Genomic DNA, 18663 nt, shown 5'->3' with positions numbered 1-18663 from the left:
TCACTCCCATATTTCAGTTCAAGCTCGCTCAACTCTTCGCTTACCAATTTAGTCGAGTCGGCTTGCCCGATGCATTTAAAGAGATGCACTCGATGGTCCTGGACGACTTAGCACTAACATTTACGGAGACAGCACCATGAAAGCACTAATCTTAACCAAAGAGAGTGTTAGCCGCTTGCAAAGATTTGGGATTTCCGATGAATGGTTTTCCAAGTTCAATCTGCCGAGTGGCAATCATGGTCTAAAGCGCGTCCTCATAGAGGGTGGGCTCGTCTACATCATTGAGGACGACCTCCAATCTGATGAAGTGGAAACAGTAGTGATCCGACTTGGTGGTAAGTACTCAATCTTTGCTGATGGCCGCCCAAATGCTTCAATGTTGGACCGGATTATTGCAGCAAGTGCGGCGCATTTTTTCGCATCCTCACAAATTCCGACAAACTGGAAGCCGTATTCGGAGAACGACGTCTTGTCTTTCTATGCAGGTAATCACCACACAGGTAAGGGTGCACGACTAAACGCTAAAAAAAACCCAAATGGTTCGGGCGATCTGTATTTCTTCGCCTATACAAAGAAAACCATACAGTTCGATGAGCTTGGGGACGGCAACAGTATTTATACAGTCGCAAAAAAGCACTTTGCCGAGGCGATCCTGACAGATGGCACACTTAAAGAGGAAGATGATACAGCAGGAATTGTACTAAGTGAGCGTCTACCTCATGGATTTGTTCAGGGCGCTGACTTGAATGAGTGGTATGAGAAAAAACTGACACAGGAGCAGAGGCGGTTTGTAGACCTCCCCTATGATGGTCCCGTTCGTCTGCGGGGAGCGGCAGGTACGGGCAAGACATTGGCTTTAGTCATCAAGATGCTCATGGATAGTTTGGCGTTCGAAAACGGCAATGAGCCGTTCAGACTATGCTTCGTAGTTCATAGTCAGGCATCCGTTGATCTTATTCAGGCGATTAGCGAAAGCTTGATCTCTCAAGCAAAGCTTCGAGAGTTCACATCAGGGGGTGGTCGGATTGAAATTCGTACTTTGTACGACTTAGCAAACCATCATCTGAACTTTCCGCTAAGAGAACTGACACCTGTCTCCCTTGATGGTGTTGAAGGGCGACATTTTCAATATGATTTGATCAAAATTGCGTTGAAGGAGGGTTGGGGTTCCCCAATATTTAAATCTCGGTACGGCGGAATCAGTCAGGAACTATCGAAGCGTTGGAAGTCGTCTATCTTAGACAAGGACCCCGCATTCATTGCTGAGCTAATGAATGAATTTTCCAGTGTCATAGATGCCGAAGGGATCAGGCGCGGCGAAGAAACGGGTGAAAAATATATCAAGAGAGGGCGGCGTCCTAACTGGCTACTAGCTCTACCAGCCGAGATAGATCGACGCTTTGTTTTGGATGTACACGCTATCTATCGAAAGCACCTCTTCGATATGAATGCTTTAAGTATCGATGAGATGGTTGCAGATTTTGACTCATTCTTGGACTCAAATGCTTGGGATCGTGAGCGCCAACGGGAGGGCTATGACGCAATCTTTGTAGACGAACTCCATCTCTTTACCGCCTTGGAAAAACAAACCCTGCAAAAGCTAGTAAAACGTGATTTCGATATCGACGGCAAACCCGACCGTCCCAGCATTTTCATGGCTTATGATTTGAAGCAGAGTCCGCGAGATTCGTTTATTGATTACTTTGCTGCGGATGGGTCCATTCTATCTGCCAAGAGCGGACTACAAAATTCTGAATTGGTGCAGCTTAATCAAGTATTTCGGTATACCCCTCAGATTGCAGAGTTTCTCAAGGACCTAGACTCCGCTTTCCCTGCAATTGATATTCCGGGCGAATGGGATGCCTATGTTGGAGAGGCGGAATTGCCAGATGCGGCGGTGCCGACGGTTGAGAGGTTCGACGACGTTGTCAAATTACTTGATGGTGTTTTTGCGGAAGCAAAGAAACTTGCTAAGAAAATTGAAGGTGGGGGACGGCGAGTTGCGGTATTATGTGTTTCCGAAGAAATCTTCGACAAATACCTTCCGACCTTGCGCGGACGTTTTAAGTCAGATGCATTCCTCGTCGATAGTAGAGAGGTGACCTCCGAGTTGCGACATATTGGGCGACGATTTGTGTTTAGTATGCCGGAATACGTGGCAGGGCTTCAATTTGATACCGTCTTCTTAGTAAACGTTAACCGGTCGGAAGCACCAAAGAATTCTGGTGTCGGTAGACGGAGGCAACTCATCTCAAACACGTACCTTGGGGCAAGTCGTGCAGAAAACCGGCTGCATATTTCCTCCTCAGATGATGAGGGTGGGCCTTCCGACGTCCTTGACCTTGCTATCGATAGAGGCAGCTTGGTAGAGAAGTAAACTTGCCTATGCAGACTCAAACATACAGGTAATTGCGGCGCAAAGTCCTGATTTTCTCATGAGAACGCTTAGGAGAGGGTGCACGTTATCCGTCCGATGAATCCGGTCAGGCGACGAACGCAACCTTTGTAGGTTCAATGGCCCCTAAGGCAATGTCAAGGTAACCACCCACATCATGTCATTCCTAACAACGCTAAAAGGAAATACGCTCAGTCCATAACCCTGTTCACGATTTACAATCTCAGACAGCTCGGAAATGGAGCCAATGCTTTCTCCGGTCGGTACGTAGGTTTGCAGAATATCGCCAACCCGAAGTTGTGATTGGGTGCCTGGTTCAATCCGCAATACACTCACGGAACCTTCATCAGCTAACTCAGTAAGAAAAACACCAGATATTGGAGCATGCTGTTCTGCAAAGGCCAGATTGGAGAACACAATTCCGAACAACGCCGATAAACCAAAAGACTTTATTAGGTTCATACCAATACCTTTCAAAGTGACATTCTTTGGATGCGCTCTGGCGCGGTGTCTGCAATACCAGCTAAGCTGCCTTAGCAGCATAACGCCATGGCATCAGCTGATCAATGCGGTTGATCTTATGATCCGCGATGCGGTCCAACACCCATGTTAGCCATGCCTGCGGATCGACATTGTTGAGCTTGGCGGTCTCGATCAAGGTGTATGCAATAGCAGCGGATTTGCCGCCACGCTGCGATCCCATGAACAGGTAGTTCTTGCGGCCCAGTGCAATCGGGCGCATTGCGCGTTCGGCGGTGTTATTATCCAATTCCAGATAACCATGATCGAGGTATCCACGTGCTTTGGGTATCCGAATGTCAGCTATAGCTTTTCACTCTTGGCGAAGACCAAAACGAATACCTTGCGGATCAGTGCAGGTTGAAAACCTTCCAAACCCGGGCTCTTCTGCCGTTGGATCGTCAGCGGTTCCCCCAAGACTGCGCACTTTTGCGACGGTGGCCTCAATGTCAGGAACGGTAAAGTAGACAACAATGGCTGGTCGGTCATCATTGCCATGCAGGCCGGTCTTGATATCTCCGGACTCGAACCAGCCGCCGTTTTCCATTGGGGTGAACGACCATTCGAAAAGGTCTGCAAAGAAGCTTTGGGCATTGGCGGCATCGGGTGCGCCAATTTCAAGATAGGATGGTTTCATGATTTCGGTCCTTATAGCTTTGCAAAGAACAATAACCCATCAAGGCCGACCGATCTTGAACAGAACGGAAGTAACGGCTTACCCGCTCAAGGCGGATCGCCTCAACATCGCTGGACTGGTGCCAGCCAACTCTCTGAAGTCGCGGTTCATATGACTCTGGTCAGCATAGCCCGAATTGAAGGCGACGGCTGACATGGGTTCTATGCTGGTCGTGATCGCATGGCTGGATTTCTCAAGTCTGATCAGCTTTCGCCATTGGGCAGCTGTAAGGCCGGTTTCTTCCCTCACCGCTGCCCTGACGCGTCTATCACTCAAACCAAGGTGATCTGCGATATCACTCAACTTCCGTGCCGGCGCAGCTTGTAGGGTGTGCCACACGCGCTGAGCGATTTGGGCATCTGCGGTGCCACGCCAAGCACTCCAGTTCATGTAAGCCAGCCTTGCGATATCGGGCGCATCAGGTGCATCTCGCTGAATTGCGGTAAGGAACGGGGTGACTGGAAGGTCGGACAAGTCATGAACCTCATGGCTCAGCTCGCGCCCAGAAACGCCAAGCACTGCAGTTCCGACCCATGCTGGAAGTGTGAACTCGGTACAGCTCGCGTTTTCAGAATAAGATACGTCTATAGGCGTAGCGCGGCTTCCGACAACGAAAGCGGTTCTTATTTGACCTGCGATATCGAAAAAACCTTGGCCTGCGACGATGATCTTGATGCGCGCTGTCGCCATCTCGCTTGAGTTTTGCCCAAGTGGTTTTGCGATAGGAAATTCTGTGGCTGATACTTGGCTCATTCACAAACTATAGCCGACATTCGTGGTCAGCGCAGCATTTGTCGAATTGGGCTCAAAGCCGTCATTCACAACTTATCAAATTTAAGCAAACGAAATGGCGCGCAACCTTTTCAGGTCGCGCGCCTCAGTAGCTTTGCTCTTTACCTTTAATTAACCGACTTCGCCTCAACCAAATTCGCATCGGTCTTGCCAGCCGCGGAAATCTCAATCCGGCGGGGCTTCAGCGCCTCTGGCACTTCACGCATCAAATCAATATGCAGCATGCCGTTTTCATGCGCAGCCCCTGTCACGCGGACGTGGTCGGCCAAGTGGAAACGACGCTCGAACGCGCGGGTGGCGATGCCGCGGTGCAGGTAGTTGCGCTCGGTCTCATCAGCGGCTTTGCGGCCTGTGACTTGCAGTGAGCGGTCTTTGACCTCAATCGCGAGGTCGTCATCGGAAAAACCAGCGACGGCGATGGAAATGCGCCATGCGTCATCATCGGTTTTTTCGATATTGTAAGGGGGATAGCTGTTTTGGCCGACATCATTGGCAAGGGCACGATCCATAAGATCGGCAACTTGGTCAAAACCAACGGTGGCACGGTAGAGGGGTGTCAGATCAAATGCACGCATTTGGGTCATCCTTTTCTTAAGCGATAACAATGTTCTAGCTTTCCCATAGGGGACAAGCCGGTTTGCCGAGGACCCATCATTGGCGTCCCCGTCACCATTATTTGGGAATATCATTCCCCGCTTTCAAGGGGGTCAAGGGCGGACGAATTTCGCCCCAGTATCGTTGCGTTCGTTCACATCAATCAGCCGTTGCGTGCCACCGGGCCGTGCAGGGCCCAAAGTGGCAAAGTGGCTAAGAAGCGCGTTCAAAGGCCCCTCCAGCGATGTGCCGAGTGACACCTTCTGCCCGTTCACATGGGCCATGGCTGAAACGACTGATGCAATCCGGGTTTCACCTTCGCGGACCATAAAAACCGGTGATCCGCTAGAGCCGTATTCAACGTCGCAGGTCATGACGATGACACCTGTTTGCCGTCCCAGAACGTTGCAGACCTGTTGCAGGCTGGCGGCATCTTCGCGCCCGCGGCCATAGGATACAACACCGACCTCATCACCTGTAATGGGGCGCTGGGCAATGCGGTAGGGCCGCATCCGCGTGCTTCGGATAGGCCGGTCAAGTTCCAGCACAGCGATATCGATTGCGACCTCGCTTGCGTTTGTCGCGTTACCAGAGTGGATGTAATCAGGATGTGCAATTGCGCGCATGACCGACCGTGTGGTTTGTGCCTGCCCATCGCGCAGCCCTGCAAGGAATGAAAACCGCCGCGGGTCAATCAGGGATCCGTCGACATCATAAAGGCAATGCGCCGCTGTGAGGATCAATCTGTCCCTGATAAGTGCCGCCGTGCAAAAGCCCTTACCGCGAATATCAAGGCGGCCCACGGCCTCCCAGCCTTGGCTGTCTTGCCGTGTTTCCAATGTGACCAAACCTGCGTTCTGCGCTTGCGCTGGCATAACACTGGTTGCGGCCAAAACCGCCGCCATAAGGATCTGTCGTATCGTCAAGAACTGCTTCATACCTGCACTGTGGCCAAGAGTTGGGGCAGCATTATGACACTATCGCAAAATTGGTATCTGCGGCTCACGTTTGCCCGGCGCCGTCAGTGCAGGGGGCTGCGGACCACCTGTCGCCCAGTCCAAAAGCTCGACCGTATGCACGATGGGCACCTCGGTGCCGCCGCCGATCTGCATCATGCAACCGATATTGCCAGCCGAAATGATATCGGGCGTCAGTGCCTCAAGCGTTTGGACCTTGCGGTTCTTGAGCTGCTTTGAAATTTCAGGCTGCATCAGGTTATAAGTGCCCGCAGAACCGCAGCACAGGTGGCTATCTGCAGGCTCCAAAACTGTGAAGCCAGCTTTCTTCAGCAGGTCCTTGGGGAACGTCTTGATCTGCTGGCCGTGTTGCAATGAACAGGCGGCATGATAGGCGACTTTGGTGCCTTTATCTTCGCCTTCTGGCATGTCCAGCTTCATCAGAATTTCAGACACATCCATCGCGATACCAGACACCCGCGCGGCGTCATCAGCCAGCGCATCGTTGCGGAACATATGCCCGTAGTCTTTAACGGTCGTCCCGCAGCCGGACGTATTAATGACGACGGCATCAAGCCCGTCACCGTCCATTTCCTTGGCCCAGGCACGGATATTTTTGGCCGCCGTCGCATGGCTTTCATCTTCTTTGCCCATATGATGGGTCAGTGCGCCACAGCAGCCTGCACCCTCTGCCACCACAACTTCAGCACCCAAGCGGGTCAACAAACGGATGGTAGCGTCGTTGATATCCGTATTCAGTGCCTTTTGCGCGCAACCCGTCATAAGGGCCACACGCATCTTTTTGTCCTGTGCAGGAAAGGTCTGCGGGTCATCATTGCGGCTGACTGGTGGAATGGTTTTCGGGGCCATTTCCAGCATCGCGCGCAGGCGGGCGTCCGGCATCAGCCGCGCAAAAGGCCGCCCGATCTTAGCGCCCAGCAAGGCCACACGGAACCGCATCGGATAGGGTAGAATACGCGCAAGAATCCAGCGCAGGGCGCGGTCGGACCACGGCCGGTCATAGTTCTTTTCGATGTAGGCGCGCGCATGATCAACCAGATGCATATAGTGCACACCTGACGGACAGGTTGTCATACAGGCAAGGCAGGACAGGCAGCGGTCGATGTGTTTGACCGTCTTTGCGTCCGGCTTACGCTCATTCTCAAGCATGTCCTTAATCAGGTAGATTCGCCCGCGCGGGCTGTCGAGTTCATCGCCAAGCACCTGATAGGTCGGGCAGGTTGCCGTGCAAAAACCGCAATGCACGCAAGAGCGCAAAATCTCGTTTGAGCGCTGGATAGCGGGATCTTTCAACTGCTCGGGCGTAAAGGTCGTTTGCATCAGCTCATGATCCCGGAATTAAGAATGCCACGTGGGTCAAATTTCGCGCGCAGGCCAGCCGTGATGGCGGCCAAGGCGGGCACTTCAGGTTGAAAGGTGGGGACATCGGCTTTGCCGCGGATGAGGGTCGCGTGACCGTCAAAGTCACCTAACGCCGCGCGCAAGTCGCGGCCTTCGTCTGTCAACGCCCAGATCAAGCCGCCACCCCAATCATATTGTACGGCATTCGCCTCCATCTTGGCCACAAGGTTTGCTGCCTCTGATGGTTTGGCCGAAATACGCCAGACATCACCGGGATGTTCGGCAAATGCTGTCACATCCCGTACCCAAGACCACCCTTCGGGCGAACCGGGCCCCTCTGTCGCACCAATCTGAATTTCTGCGTCACCGAATGGTTTGAGCAGATCGCGCAGCTTTTCAGCGCGGTAGGTGACAGAGGTTTCAAACCCTTCAACGCGGATCATGGTCAGCGGATCGCCAAATTTGCTTTTCGGAAAATGCGCGACACCGGTCGCTTCAAAAGGTGAACCGAGTACGGCTGACATAGCCTCAATCGCTTTCGTATCAGTTAGGCCATACAACATCACGGTGCCAATAGTTTCGACGTTTGGCAGCACTTTTAGCGACACTTCTGTTAGCACGCCCAAGGTGCCATATGACCCCGTCAGCAACTTCACAAGGTCATACCCGGTGACATTTTTCATCACGCGGCCACCGTTTTTGACGATATTGCCTTGCCCATCGACAAACCGCACACCCAGCATAAAATCGCGGCAGGCACCGACTGATATGCGGCGGGGGCCGGATACATTGGCGGCAGCCATGCCACCCAGTGTCGGCGCGCCTTTGGTGCCCAACAGCGCGCGGTGATCCATCGGTTCAAATGCAAGGCGCTGGTTTTCTGCGGCCAGTACCTTTTCGACCTCGGCAATCGGTGTGCCTGCGCCAGCCACAATCGTCAGCGCGCCGGGTTCATAAAGGCTGATCCCGCTCATCGCAGATGTGTTCAGCTCATCACCGTCACACTGCCCGATAGGCCGCGTACCACCACCTTTGATCCGTAAAGTACCATTGGCCCCAGTGATCATCTGGGCCAATTCCTTTTCGTTTTTCGGCGTCATGTTATCTTCTTCTCATGTTTGAAAATACCTCGGGGGCGCGAAGCGTGGGCAGCGCCCCTTACGCCGCGCGCCGCGCTTCGGACGTGTTCAGTGGGAACACTTTTGCGGCATTCAACAACCATGCTGGATCAAAGATATCTTTGATCGCCATCTGTGCTTCCAAATCCGCCGGATCATACTGCACGTTCATCAGATCGCGCTTTTCGATGCCCACACCATGTTCGCCTGTAAGGCAACCACCGACCTCGACGCAAAGCTTCAGGATTTCCGCGCCGAAGTCTTCGCACAACTCCAGATCGCCGGGTTTGTTGGCATCAAACAGGATTAGCGGGTGCATGTTTCCGTCGCCTGCATGAAACACATTGCCCACATCAAGGCCGAATTCTTTCGACATCTCGCCAATCCGTTTAAGCACGAAGGGCAGGGATGACACAGGGATCGTGCCGTCGAGGCACATGTAATCGTTGATCTGGCCCATCGCACCGAAAGCGGATTTACGGCCCAGCCAGATGCGGCCTGCCTCATCAGCGTCTTTCGCTTCGCGCAGCTCTACTGGGTTATGCTTGGCAGCGATATCCATAATCAGTTTCAATTGCGCGTCAATTTCAGCATCAGACCCTTCGACCTCAACGATCAAAAGCGCTTCGCACATCGGATAACCTGCCTTGGCAAAGGCTTCGGTCGCCTCAATGCAAGGACGGTCCATGAATTCGATTGCGACCGGCAGGATGCCCGCCTTGATGATGTCGGTCACCACCTGACCGGCCACTTCCGAGCTATCGTAGCCCATCAAAACAGGGCGCGCGCCCTCTGGCTTGTGCAGGATGCGCAGTGTGGCTTCGGTGACGACGCCTAGCTGCCCTTCCGAGCCGCAGATCACGCCCAGAATATCCAGACCGCCCGCATCCAGATGCGCGCCACCGATTTCAACAATGGTCCCATCCATCAGAACCATGGTCACGCCCATCAGATTGTTTGTGGTCACGCCATACTTCAGGCAATGCGCCCCGCCAGAGTTCATCGCGATGTTGCCGGCAATGGCACAGGCCAGCTGGCTGGACGGGTCAGGTGCGTAGAAAAAGCCATTTGTCTCAACCGCGCCTGTTACCGACAGATTTGTGCGGCCCGTTTGCACACGGATATAACGGTCGTCATAGTTCGTCTCAATCACATCATTCATCTTGGCCACGCCAAGGATGACGCAATCAGCTGTCGGCAATGCACCACCAGCCAGCGAAGTGCCGGACCCGCGCGGCACGACAGGCACGCCCATTTCGTGACAGATGCGTAGGACGTCCGCGACCTCTTTGGTATTTGCAGGCAGGACCGCGCAAAGCGGCGGACATTTATAGGCTGTCAGGGCGTCACATTCATAAGCACGCGTTTCACTTTCGTCCGAAATCACGGCATCGCGCGGTAAAACCTCTGACAAGCGCTCCACGATCTGTGCTTTTCGTGACATGACATTGGCGTCTGGTGCTGGCATTTCCACGTGGCGACTCCCCCTGATCAGCTGATTGGTAAAAATATATTACCAATTTTGAGATATAGCAAGTCTCAACTGTAGAGGGTACATAAGCGTTTATGCAAATACTTGATCATATGGCACTTTTGGGGCCGCTCGATTTGGCAGCGGCGGCGGCCATTGTCATAGCATGGTTTGTGATCAGTTGGATGATCGAACATGCGGGCGCCAAACGCCCGTCGGTCACGATCCTGATGTCAGAACGGCGGCGCGACTGGATGAAGGTCTTTGTTACGCGCGATCCGCGCATCTTTGACAGTCAGATTTTGGCCAGCTTGCGGCAGGGTACGTCATTCTTTGCATCTACCTGTTTGTTGGCGGTCGGTGGCGTCTTGGCCTTGGCAGGCAACACTGAACCCTTGCGGGGTGTCGCAGCAGAGGTGACCGAGATGGCGGTACCGGTTGTGATTTTTCAACTCAAGCTGGCTTTTGTTGCAATCTTCCTGACCAATGCCTTTTTGAAATTCGTTTGGGCGAACCGGGTCTTTGGCTATTGCGCCGTTATGATGGCGGCCGTCCCGAATGATCCAAAAGACCCGGTTGCCTATCCCCGCGCAGCCCAAGCGGCAGAGCTGAATATTCGTGCTGCGGTCAACTTTAACCGCGGTTTGCGCGCCATGTACTTTGCATTGGCCGCACTCGCATGGCTCTTGGGTCCGATTGCATTGATGATTGCGACCGCGCTTGTGGTCTGGGTCGTCTGGTCACGGGAATTTGCGTCGCTGCCGCGCAGTATTCTGCTAAAGGAGGAGGCATGAGACTGACATGTGCCTTGATCCTGTTTGCCGTCCCTGCATTTGCGGACGGACCGGTTGTAGAAAATGTCACTGTGAGCGGTGACAGGTTCAGCGTAACGCTGTCCCATCCGGATACGGGTTGGGATCACTATGCCGATGGATGGGAGGTGCTGGATGCTGACGGCAATAGCCTTGGCATCCGTGAACTTTTGCATCCTCATGTGACAGAACAGCCCTTTACGCGTTCACTTTCGGGTGTCGCCATTCCTGAAGGGGCCACAGTTGTTTACGTGCGCGCCCGCTGTAATGTTGATGGCTGGTCGGATGACTTGTTTGAAGTTGTTCTCGACAACTAGCGGCTTGGCCCAAGCCGGTAGTCTGCAATAACGGGGTAGTGGTCGGTTGGCCATTCGCCCGCAAATTTACGACGCAACACTATGGGTTGACCGATCAGCTGGGCGTTTCCGGTGCTTGCTATGTGATCAATGGCCCCGAACAGGTTGATCCCGCGGTTGAAGTGGAAGGTCGATCCTTGCACTGGCGCAAAGTTCAAACCCTTGTCTGCAAGGATATTCACCACAGTATCACCGATCCGGCCGTTAAAGTCCCCGATCACAAAAAGGGTTTCATTATCCGCCATCCAAGGCGCAATGCGGTCTGCCACCAGTTCGATCGACTGGATGCGGTTGGATCGGCTGGCATAATCGGTATGCAAGTTGATAACGCGAAAGATCTCTCCACTCGTGTTGTCGCGGAACTGCGCCCACGATGTGAAGGCCGGAAAAGACCCGTTGAAAGTGCGCGAATAGATGACATCCGGTGTGTCTGAGAAAAAGAACCAGCCATCGTCTAACAAGGTCAGACGGTCGGACCGATACAGGATGGGTTGTGTTGAAGGAAATGCAGCCGGGTCACCAACGGCTGCGGCTGCATAATCGGGGTTATTTTCCAATAGCCAATCAAGCGTCAGGTTTATCCGTCCACCACTGCCACGGCCAAAGCTTTCCATTTCCTGAAACCCAATAACATCGGCATCAACGGCATTAAAAGCCAGGTTAAACGGCGTCTTGCGCCGTTCCCAATCCCCAACAGACCAAGCGCCGGTTTCGCGGCCCAAGATGATGTAGTGCACATTGTAGGTCGCGACCCGCAGCGTGTTATCATCAGGTTCGGGCAGCGGCACGTTTCCGGAATTGCGGATTGTCTGGCAACCCACCAGTGTCAGCACGGCAAGGATGATGATGCCAAGCGCTTTCAGGGTCGTGGCGATCATTGTACTATCGGCGCCCTTCGCGCAGCCATGCCCCGATTATCAGCAATGACGCCAACAACAAGAAGGCCCACGCAGGTAAGAGCGGGTTGATGTTGATCTCAGCGGTGCGGAACGCCTCTCGCGGGGTGATCCCGATCCAACCGCGCCCGGCAGCGGGCCGCCCTTCGCGTACCGTTCGGATGTCAATATCGCCGGCGGAGATTGCGGCGATGCCACCGCGTGTGCTGTCCACCAACGGCGTCAACAATGCCGCATCTGCGATAGTCTGTTCAAATTCACGCGGCGCCGCGGGGCCAAGGGCGATGACAGCGGTCTCTTCCCCGTCGTTCAGGCGATACAGCCCAATTTCGGGCGCGTCCCAAATGGCCTCAAACCGTCCCGGAGAAACCTCTTCGAGTTGCAGTATTGTTTCGGTCCCGTCCGGATGGGTGATCGTCACCTCGCCAGTCTCAAGCTCTAGGGTGCGGCGGATGATACGCATGGTCTGTCCGGTCGGTTCGACCCATAACGCCTCTTCCTCAAGCTCGGGTTCTTTCATCATCCAATGGGCCAGACGGCGCAGCAATTCCAATTGCGGCCCGCCGCCTTCGTATCCACGATCCCAAAGCCATGAATGATCTGAAGCGATCAATGCAACGCGCCCTTCGCCGACACGGTTCAGCGTCAGCAGCGGACGGTCATCAAGGCCGGACATAACTGTCATGGCATCCTGCGGCACCAGCACATCAACAAGGCGGAACCAACGCCCCCACCCGGGGCCTTCGCCATCGGGATTGGGGGACAGCGCATCAAGCCCCTCGGTTACCGGGTGGCGCGCACCAAGGTCCGTGATTTGCGGCACAAACCCTTCTTCAAAGACCCGCGCCGTGGGTGCACCGGGCAGGATTTGCCCCAAGGGTGAACGATAGATACTTTCGGCTGATCCATACTCTGGCCCGGATGAAATCAGGACCGCGCCGCCTTGTTCGACGTAAGACCGAATATTGTCCAGATAGGCGCTGGGTAGAATGCCGCGGCGGCGGTAGCGGTCAAAGATAATCAGATCGAAATCGTTGATCTTTTCCAAGAACAATTCACGCGTTGGAAAGGCGATCAACGACAGTTCATTGACTGGCACGCCGTCTTGCTTTTCGGGGGGACGCAGAATGGTGAAATGCACCAGATCGACTGAGGAATCGGATTTCAGCAGGTTGCGCCATGTGCGTTCACCCGGATGCGGTTCGCCCGACACCAGCAAAACGCGCAAACGGTCGCGCACCCCGTTGATTTGCACGACGGCGGCATTGTTGCGGTTGGTCAGTTCGCCCTCGGCGTCTGGAATTGTGAATTGCAACACGTTCATACCGCCATGTGGCAAGGTGATAGGCAGTTGCACATCTTCGCCAATTGGAACCGGAACGGTGATAGGCGCGTCGCCATCAATGGATATGGATAGCGGTACAGAGGTTGCGTCGGGTGCGGCCCCCTGATCTTCGATCCGCAGGGTCAGATTGACCTCTTCACCAAGGATTGCAAAGGCGGGCGCGTTTTCGACAACCAAACGCCGATCCCAGTCATCAGGCTGGCCGGTTAGCAAGGTGTGGACGGGTGCCGGCAGCCTGGGTGCGCGTTCGATATCGTGCAGCCGTCCATCCGTGACAAGAATGATGCCTGCGATCCGCGCTTGAGGCTCTTCTGCCAGTGCCTCTGACAGGGAGGTCATCAGGGTCGTGCCAAGGTCACCTTCCCCATCGCCCAGTGTGACGGTCCGTAGTTCGGTGTTTGGCTGACGCGCAATTTCGCTTTCGATATTCGCGATGGCCGCCGCGTTTTGATCGGGGCGGTCGCCGATGCGTTGGCTGGCACTTTCGTCAACCACCATCATCACGATATCGCTTAGCGGTTCGCGGTCTTCCTGCTGAATGCTTGGGTTTGCGATGGCTGCCAGCAAGGCAAGCCCTGCCAACCCGCGCAGCCACCAGCCCGGTAACCGCCGCCAGACTGCAAGGATCAGGGCAAGCAAGGCAAGGCCCGCAACACCATAAAGCAAGGTAAGTGGGATCAGCGGATCAAGGACAAGCGTGCCGTTCATGCTACTGCCCCAACCGATCAAGCAGATCAGGGACATGGACCTGATCAGATTTATAGTTGCCCGTCAGAACGTGCATAATCACGTTCACCCCGAAACGCAGTGCAATCTCGCGCTGTCGTTCGCCCGACATGCCGCGCCCGACCGGGAACATGCGCCGCCCATTCCCGTCAACGGCCCAGGCCCGCGCCCAGTCATTGCCGCCGATGATCACAGGCGTCACCCCGTCGTTGAGGTTGCGGAACGGCATGCCTTCGACCTGTTGCGCGTCAATCGGGGCGGCTTCGACCCAGACATCGCGGCTGGCATAGCGCCCGGGGAAATCTTGGAGGAGATAAAACGTGCGGGTGAGAACGTGATCGGGTGGGATACGTTCGATCCCTGGAATATCAAGGGAACGGGCAATGGCCTGCAAACGCTGCCCTTCGGGCGAGCCTGAGCCGAAGCGCGCGGTATCGGCATCACGGGTGTCAAACATGATCATACCGCCCGAACGCAGATAGCGGTTCAGTTTGGCATAAGCCTCGCGACTGGGCAGTGGTTGGTCCGCAGTAACAGGCCAGTACAGGAACGGGAAAAAGGCAAGCTCGTCGCTTTCAAGGTTTACGCCAATGGGTGCTGCGGGTTCGATGGACGTACGTCGAAACAGTGTTTGCGATAAGCCAAGCAAACCAGCTTCGGCGATGTCATCTATTTCGGCGTCACCGGTCAGAACATGCGCCAAAACGACCTCGGTTGTTGCGCGCAAAGCAAAGTCTTCGGTGGTCTGCGCTTGTGCGTCCGGCGCCCACAAAACTAAAAGGGCGAAGGCTGCGGCGACATCAGCGCGCGGTCCCTTCAATCGGCCACCAATAGCTAATGATGCAATGACGTCGATCAGTAGCAACAACACTGTTGCGCTTAGCAACCAGCCCTTTAGCGCGGTTTCCCGGACCACTGTCATACCTTCAATTGCGATGCGTGCAGGCCACTGGGCAACATTCAACACGGTGTCTTCTCCGATTACATTTACAGCAAGCTGGCGGTCACCACCTGCGTATAGCCCTGGTAGCAAAGCGGGGCCGGGCATACCTTCTGCCAATACTTCACCTGCCACACCGGGCAAGGCGCTGCCATCTTGAAGGCGACCATAACCATCCAAGACCCTGTTAGGCAGCCAAGTTGTCCCAACAAGTTCGGTCGCATCGGGGTTTGCCGGGCGTGTGGATACGGCCAGCCGTTCCAGCATTTGTACAAAAAGGCCGGACAGGGGCAGGCTGGACCATTCCGCATTCGCGGTGACATGCACCAACACGATCTGGCCTTCACCAACGATGTTGCGCGTGACAAGAGGGGTGCCATCGGTCAACTGCGCGATCACGCGGTCAGCCAATGTCGGGTCAGGTTGCGCCATAACCTGGCTTGTGACGGTGACATCATCCGGGACAGGCAATCCAAAGAAAGGGCTGTCTGCGGCAAAGGGGGCCAGCGTTTTAGGTTCACCCCAGCTCATCGCGCCACCCACCGATCGGCCACCTGAGCGCAGGCGCACGGGCAGCAAAGGGTCCACTGCGTTGCGGCCTTGGTCTGATGCGGCAAGCCGGGGGCCGGCAAAGCGCAAGAGCATCCCACCGCTTTCGACCCATTCCAATACAGCGTCCGCTTCAAGACCAGCAAGGTTGGCCACATCAGCAAGAATAATGACATCCGGGTTGGCCAGCAGGATATCATCCAACGTGCCGTCGATCACATCTGCGGTCGGTTCCAACGCTTCGCGCAGATAAAACAGAGGGGATAACAGTTCGAGGCTTTCGCGATCGTCCCGCCCGGCGATCAGGGCGACCTCGCGCCGTTTCAGCGCGTCATCCGTCAGGCTGACAGCCCCAGCAGAGCGTCGGCCTGTAATTTCAAACCGGGTGATCCGGTTGCGCAGTTCAGGCGGCAGCACCATCGCCGTTTCTGCACTCGGCGCGCCGGGTTCAAAGGTCAGTGGGACGCTTGCGAGCTGGCGTTCGACACCAGCGGGATCAAAACCTACGGCAGTAACCATTGTTTCAAGCGGGTTGCCGATGGGGGAACGGGTGGCAGACACAATGACTTCCCCGTTTTCAAAGCGGGCCGGGCGGATGCCGATAGTTTGACGGGGTGTTTGGAAAACAGTCACACCGCCACGGCGTTCCAGTTCGGTTAAAAGATCTGTGCGCCCATCCCAGTCCAGCCCATCTGAAATCCAGTAAGTTTCAAAATTTCCTTCTACCTCAGCAAACCACGCCGCCGGTGCGTCAGGTTGCCATGGTTGTGGCTGAATGCTGGGCAGACGATTTCGCCAATCGGCAGGGGCGGCAAAGGGCAGATCGCCCACTGGCAGATCGTTGAGGTTGACCACGGCTGTCCGCCGGTCGGCAAGTGCGGCTTCGGTCAGCAGAGTATCAACGCGGTCCAGACGCGCTTGCCAGCTGGGCGCACCGGCCCATGACCCATCAAGCAGGATCACCAGATCACCAGACCCTTCGCGTGCGTTTTGTGGGTTCAGAACAGGGCCAGCGAACCCAATGATTGCAGCCGCGACAGCAAGGATACGCAGCAACAGCAGCCACCATGGCGTGCGGTCAGTTTGGTTTTCGTCGTCGGTCAGCCCTAATAAAAGTGCCACACCGGGAAAGCGCCGGCGGATCGGTGCAGGTGGCACCGCGCGCAGCAAAATCCACAGGATCGGCAGCACGATCAGGCCAAGCAACAGCCAAGGGGCGGCAAAACCTATGGGACCGATAGACCACATCAGATGTGATGCTCCAACGCGCCGTATAGCCAAAGAAGGGCATTGGTCGCACTTTCGCCTGTATGGTGGGTTTGGAATTGCCAGCCGGTGATACGCGCAAGGTTTTGCAAGCGATCCTTGCGCTCTGCCAGCCGGTCAAGATAGCGGGTTTTCAGGTCGCCCGCCTTCAGTGTTTCGTGCTGGATCGCCCCTGACATGCTTTGAAAAATCGTGCGACCATCAAAAGGAAATGCCTCTTCCTGCGGATCAAGCACCTGCAAAAGCGCCCCGCCCACGCCGCGATCTGCTGCACGCAGCAGCGCCTCTTCAATCGGTTTGATGTCGCCCAGAAAGTCACTGATGAAAAACGCGCGAGAATGGGGCAGCATTCCTTGCGCTTCGGGTGCGCCATAATCCGTGTCGTCTTCTTGGGACAAAAGTTGCGCCATTTGCATCAATTGCGCTTCGCCCCGCCGCGGTGGAAGGCGCAACCCTGTCAGCCCCACGCGTTCGCCGCCACGGATCAGCAAGATCGCGCAGGCAAGCCCAAGTGCGCGTGCGCGCTGTGCCTTGGTTGGCAAGTTGTCATCAGAGCCAAAAGACATTGACGCCGCCTGATCTACCCAAAGAATAATGGACTGTGCGATCTGCCACTCTTTATCCTGCACGAAATTGGCGTCTGACCGTGCAGAGCGTCGCCAATCGATGCTGCGTGCCTCATCATGCGGTTGCGCAGGACGATACTGCCAGAACGTATCGCCCGTTCCCGCCCGTCTGCGCCCATGATCGCCAAGCAGAACTGCGGACGCCAAGTGTTCTGCTTCCGCCAGAAGCGGGGGCAGCGGGGCGGCCAGCGCCTCGGCGTCTGATCTGAGGGCGAGGGGGTTTGTCATGCAGCGTTGGCCACGGTCGTGATTTGATCTGCCACAGTATTGATGACGTGGTGGATGCTTTCGCCGCGGGCACGGGCCGCAAAGGACAGGGCCATGCGATGTTCCAGCACAGGGACAGCCATCGCGCGGACATCTTCGGCTGATGGTGCAAGGCGGCCTTCAAGCAGCGCTTGTGCGCGCACCGTCAACATCAGTGCTTGTGCAGCACGTGGGCCGGGACCCCAGCTGACGTTCTGGCGGATAATATCAGGGGCGTTTTCGTCGTCAGGGCGGCAAGCACGCACAAGATCAAGGATCATTTCGACGATATTGTCACCCACCGGCATGCGGCGCAGCAGGGTTTGCGCGTCAAGCAATTCCTGTGCGGTGAAGACGGCTGTTGATGCGGCCTCTTCAACGCCAGTAGTAGCGATCAGGATGTCTTTTTCTGTGTCACGGTCCGGGTAGGGCACGTCAATCTGTACAAGGAAACGATCTAACTGCGCCTCTGGCAGTGGATAGGTTCCTTCCTGTTCAATCGGGTTTTGGGTGGCTAGCACGTGGAAGGGCACACCAAGCGGGCGATGTTCGCCTGCGATGGTCACTTCTTTTTCCTGCATGGCTTGCAAGAGGGCCGATTGGGTCCGGGGGGACGCGCGGTTAATCTCATCCGCCATCAAAAGTTGGCAAAAGATGGGACCTTCAATGAAACGAAAGCTGCGGGAACCGTCTTTGGTCGTTTCCAACACTTCGGAGCCAAGGATATCCGCAGGCATTAGGTCTGGTGTAAACTGAATGCGGTTGCCGTTTAGGCCCATCACGGTGGACAGCGTATCAACAAGGCGCGTCTTGCCCAAACCGGGCAGGCCGATCAGCACGGCATGCCCACCGCAAATCAGTGCGGTCAGCGTCAGGTCCACAACGCGTGGTTGGCCAATGAAACGGGCACTGATGCTGGTGCGCGCCTCTGCCAGCTTTGCGCCCAGGTTTTCAATCTGAACGACGAGATCGGCATTGTTGGCCATGACATTCCTCCGGTTGAACTATATCGTGCATC

At 55.4% G+C, this 18663-nt stretch carries 16 protein-coding genes and 1 pseudogene; 3 read left to right on the top strand and 14 right to left on the bottom strand.

Annotated elements, in window-relative coordinates:
* The first annotated feature begins 136 nt into the window (after nt 1-136).
* Nucleotides 137-2377: a UvrD-helicase domain-containing protein gene (locus RCCS2_RS01855; protein WP_008230871.1), complete on the top strand. Its 2241-nt coding sequence runs from the start codon at nt 137-139 to the stop codon at nt 2375-2377.
* A 144-nt stretch (nt 2378-2521) separates the two neighbouring features.
* On the opposite strand, the gene RCCS2_RS01850 is transcribed toward RCCS2_RS01855, so the two are convergent.
* The 9 genes and pseudogenes from RCCS2_RS01850 to RCCS2_RS01810 all read right to left on the bottom strand — a co-directional run bounded on the left by RCCS2_RS01850 (nt 2522) and on the right by RCCS2_RS01810 (nt 9886).
* Nucleotides 2522-2872, bottom strand: a complete 351-nt coding sequence (locus tag RCCS2_RS01850; protein WP_156788401.1) for a hypothetical protein — start codon at nt 2870-2872, stop codon at nt 2522-2524.
* A gap of 46 nt (nt 2873-2918) precedes the next feature.
* Nucleotides 2919-3209 (bottom strand): annotated as a pseudogene (locus RCCS2_RS01845) (transposase domain-containing protein); the annotation flags it as partial.
* 18 nt (nt 3210-3227) lie between these two features.
* Nucleotides 3228-3551 carry a VOC family protein gene (locus RCCS2_RS01840; protein ID WP_008230865.1) on the bottom strand — a complete coding sequence of 108 codons (324 nt, stop codon included), beginning with the start codon at nt 3549-3551 and terminating at the stop codon, nt 3228-3230.
* A 78-nt stretch (nt 3552-3629) separates the two neighbouring features.
* The gene (locus RCCS2_RS01835; RefSeq protein WP_156788400.1) at nt 3630-4343 is read right to left on the bottom strand and encodes a helix-turn-helix domain-containing protein; all 714 of its coding nucleotides are present in this window, start codon (nt 4341-4343) and stop codon (nt 3630-3632) included.
* A gap of 146 nt (nt 4344-4489) precedes the next feature.
* Nucleotides 4490-4957 (bottom strand): Hsp20 family protein, encoded by a 468-nt coding sequence (locus RCCS2_RS01830; protein ID WP_008230863.1) that lies wholly within the window; start codon nt 4955-4957, stop codon nt 4490-4492.
* A gap of 132 nt (nt 4958-5089) precedes the next feature.
* Complete coding sequence (locus RCCS2_RS01825; protein ID WP_008230862.1) at nt 5090-5914, bottom strand: trypsin-like serine peptidase; 825 nt, start codon at nt 5912-5914, stop codon at nt 5090-5092.
* Nucleotides 5915-5953: 39 nt separating this feature from the next.
* Nucleotides 5954-7273, bottom strand: coding sequence for a glycolate oxidase subunit GlcF (gene glcF / locus RCCS2_RS01820; RefSeq protein WP_008230861.1), 1320 nt, complete (start codon nt 7271-7273; stop codon nt 5954-5956).
* Nucleotides 7273-8394 (bottom strand): FAD-binding protein, encoded by a 1122-nt coding sequence (locus RCCS2_RS01815; RefSeq protein ID WP_008230860.1) that lies wholly within the window; start codon nt 8392-8394, stop codon nt 7273-7275. The genes glcF and RCCS2_RS01815 overlap by 1 nt, the downstream gene beginning before the upstream one ends.
* A 58-nt stretch (nt 8395-8452) precedes the next feature.
* Nucleotides 8453-9886 (bottom strand): FAD-linked oxidase C-terminal domain-containing protein, encoded by a 1434-nt coding sequence (locus RCCS2_RS01810; protein ID WP_037293033.1) that lies wholly within the window; start codon nt 9884-9886, stop codon nt 8453-8455.
* A 92-nt stretch (nt 9887-9978) separates the two neighbouring features.
* On the opposite strand from RCCS2_RS01810, the gene RCCS2_RS01805 reads away from it, so the two are divergent.
* Both RCCS2_RS01805 and RCCS2_RS01800 read left to right on the top strand, forming a co-directional pair.
* Nucleotides 9979-10677 (top strand): DUF599 domain-containing protein, encoded by a 699-nt coding sequence (locus tag RCCS2_RS01805; protein WP_008230858.1) that lies wholly within the window; start codon nt 9979-9981, stop codon nt 10675-10677.
* Nucleotides 10674-11012 (top strand): hypothetical protein, encoded by a 339-nt coding sequence (locus RCCS2_RS01800; protein WP_008230856.1) that lies wholly within the window; start codon nt 10674-10676, stop codon nt 11010-11012. Before RCCS2_RS01805 ends, RCCS2_RS01800 begins: the two co-directional genes overlap by 4 nt.
* Here the strand turns inward: RCCS2_RS01800 and RCCS2_RS01795 are convergent.
* Genes RCCS2_RS01795 through RCCS2_RS01775 form a run of 5 tightly spaced genes read right to left on the bottom strand, consistent with a single transcriptional unit; the run spans nt 11009 to nt 18631 of the window.
* Nucleotides 11009-11929 carry an endonuclease gene (locus tag RCCS2_RS01795; RefSeq protein ID WP_008230854.1) on the bottom strand — a complete coding sequence of 307 codons (921 nt, stop codon included), beginning with the start codon at nt 11927-11929 and terminating at the stop codon, nt 11009-11011. The two genes, RCCS2_RS01800 and RCCS2_RS01795, sit on opposite strands and share 4 nt — an antisense overlap.
* A gap of 4 nt (nt 11930-11933) precedes the next feature.
* Nucleotides 11934-14000: a membrane protein gene (locus RCCS2_RS01790; RefSeq protein WP_037293387.1), complete on the bottom strand. Its 2067-nt coding sequence runs from the start codon at nt 13998-14000 to the stop codon at nt 11934-11936.
* Between the two features lies 1 nt (nt 14001).
* Nucleotides 14002-16755 (bottom strand): DUF4159 domain-containing protein, encoded by a 2754-nt coding sequence (locus tag RCCS2_RS01785; protein ID WP_008230851.1) that lies wholly within the window; start codon nt 16753-16755, stop codon nt 14002-14004.
* Entirely contained in the window at nt 16755-17627 is an 873-nt protein-coding gene (locus RCCS2_RS01780; RefSeq protein WP_008230849.1) for a DUF58 domain-containing protein, read from the bottom strand. Before RCCS2_RS01780 ends, RCCS2_RS01785 begins: the two co-directional genes overlap by 1 nt.
* Nucleotides 17624-18631: an AAA family ATPase gene (locus tag RCCS2_RS01775; protein WP_008230847.1), complete on the bottom strand. Its 1008-nt coding sequence runs from the start codon at nt 18629-18631 to the stop codon at nt 17624-17626. The genes RCCS2_RS01780 and RCCS2_RS01775 overlap by 4 nt, the downstream gene beginning before the upstream one ends.
* Nucleotides 18632-18663 lie beyond the last annotated feature (32 nt).

The sequence above is a fragment of the Roseobacter sp. CCS2 genome (assembly GCF_000169435.1).
Taxonomy (GTDB): Bacteria; Pseudomonadota; Alphaproteobacteria; order Rhodobacterales; family Rhodobacteraceae; genus Yoonia.
The sequence above is the reverse complement of the archived record's forward strand: the minus strand, read 5'-3'. Positions and strand labels throughout refer to the sequence as shown.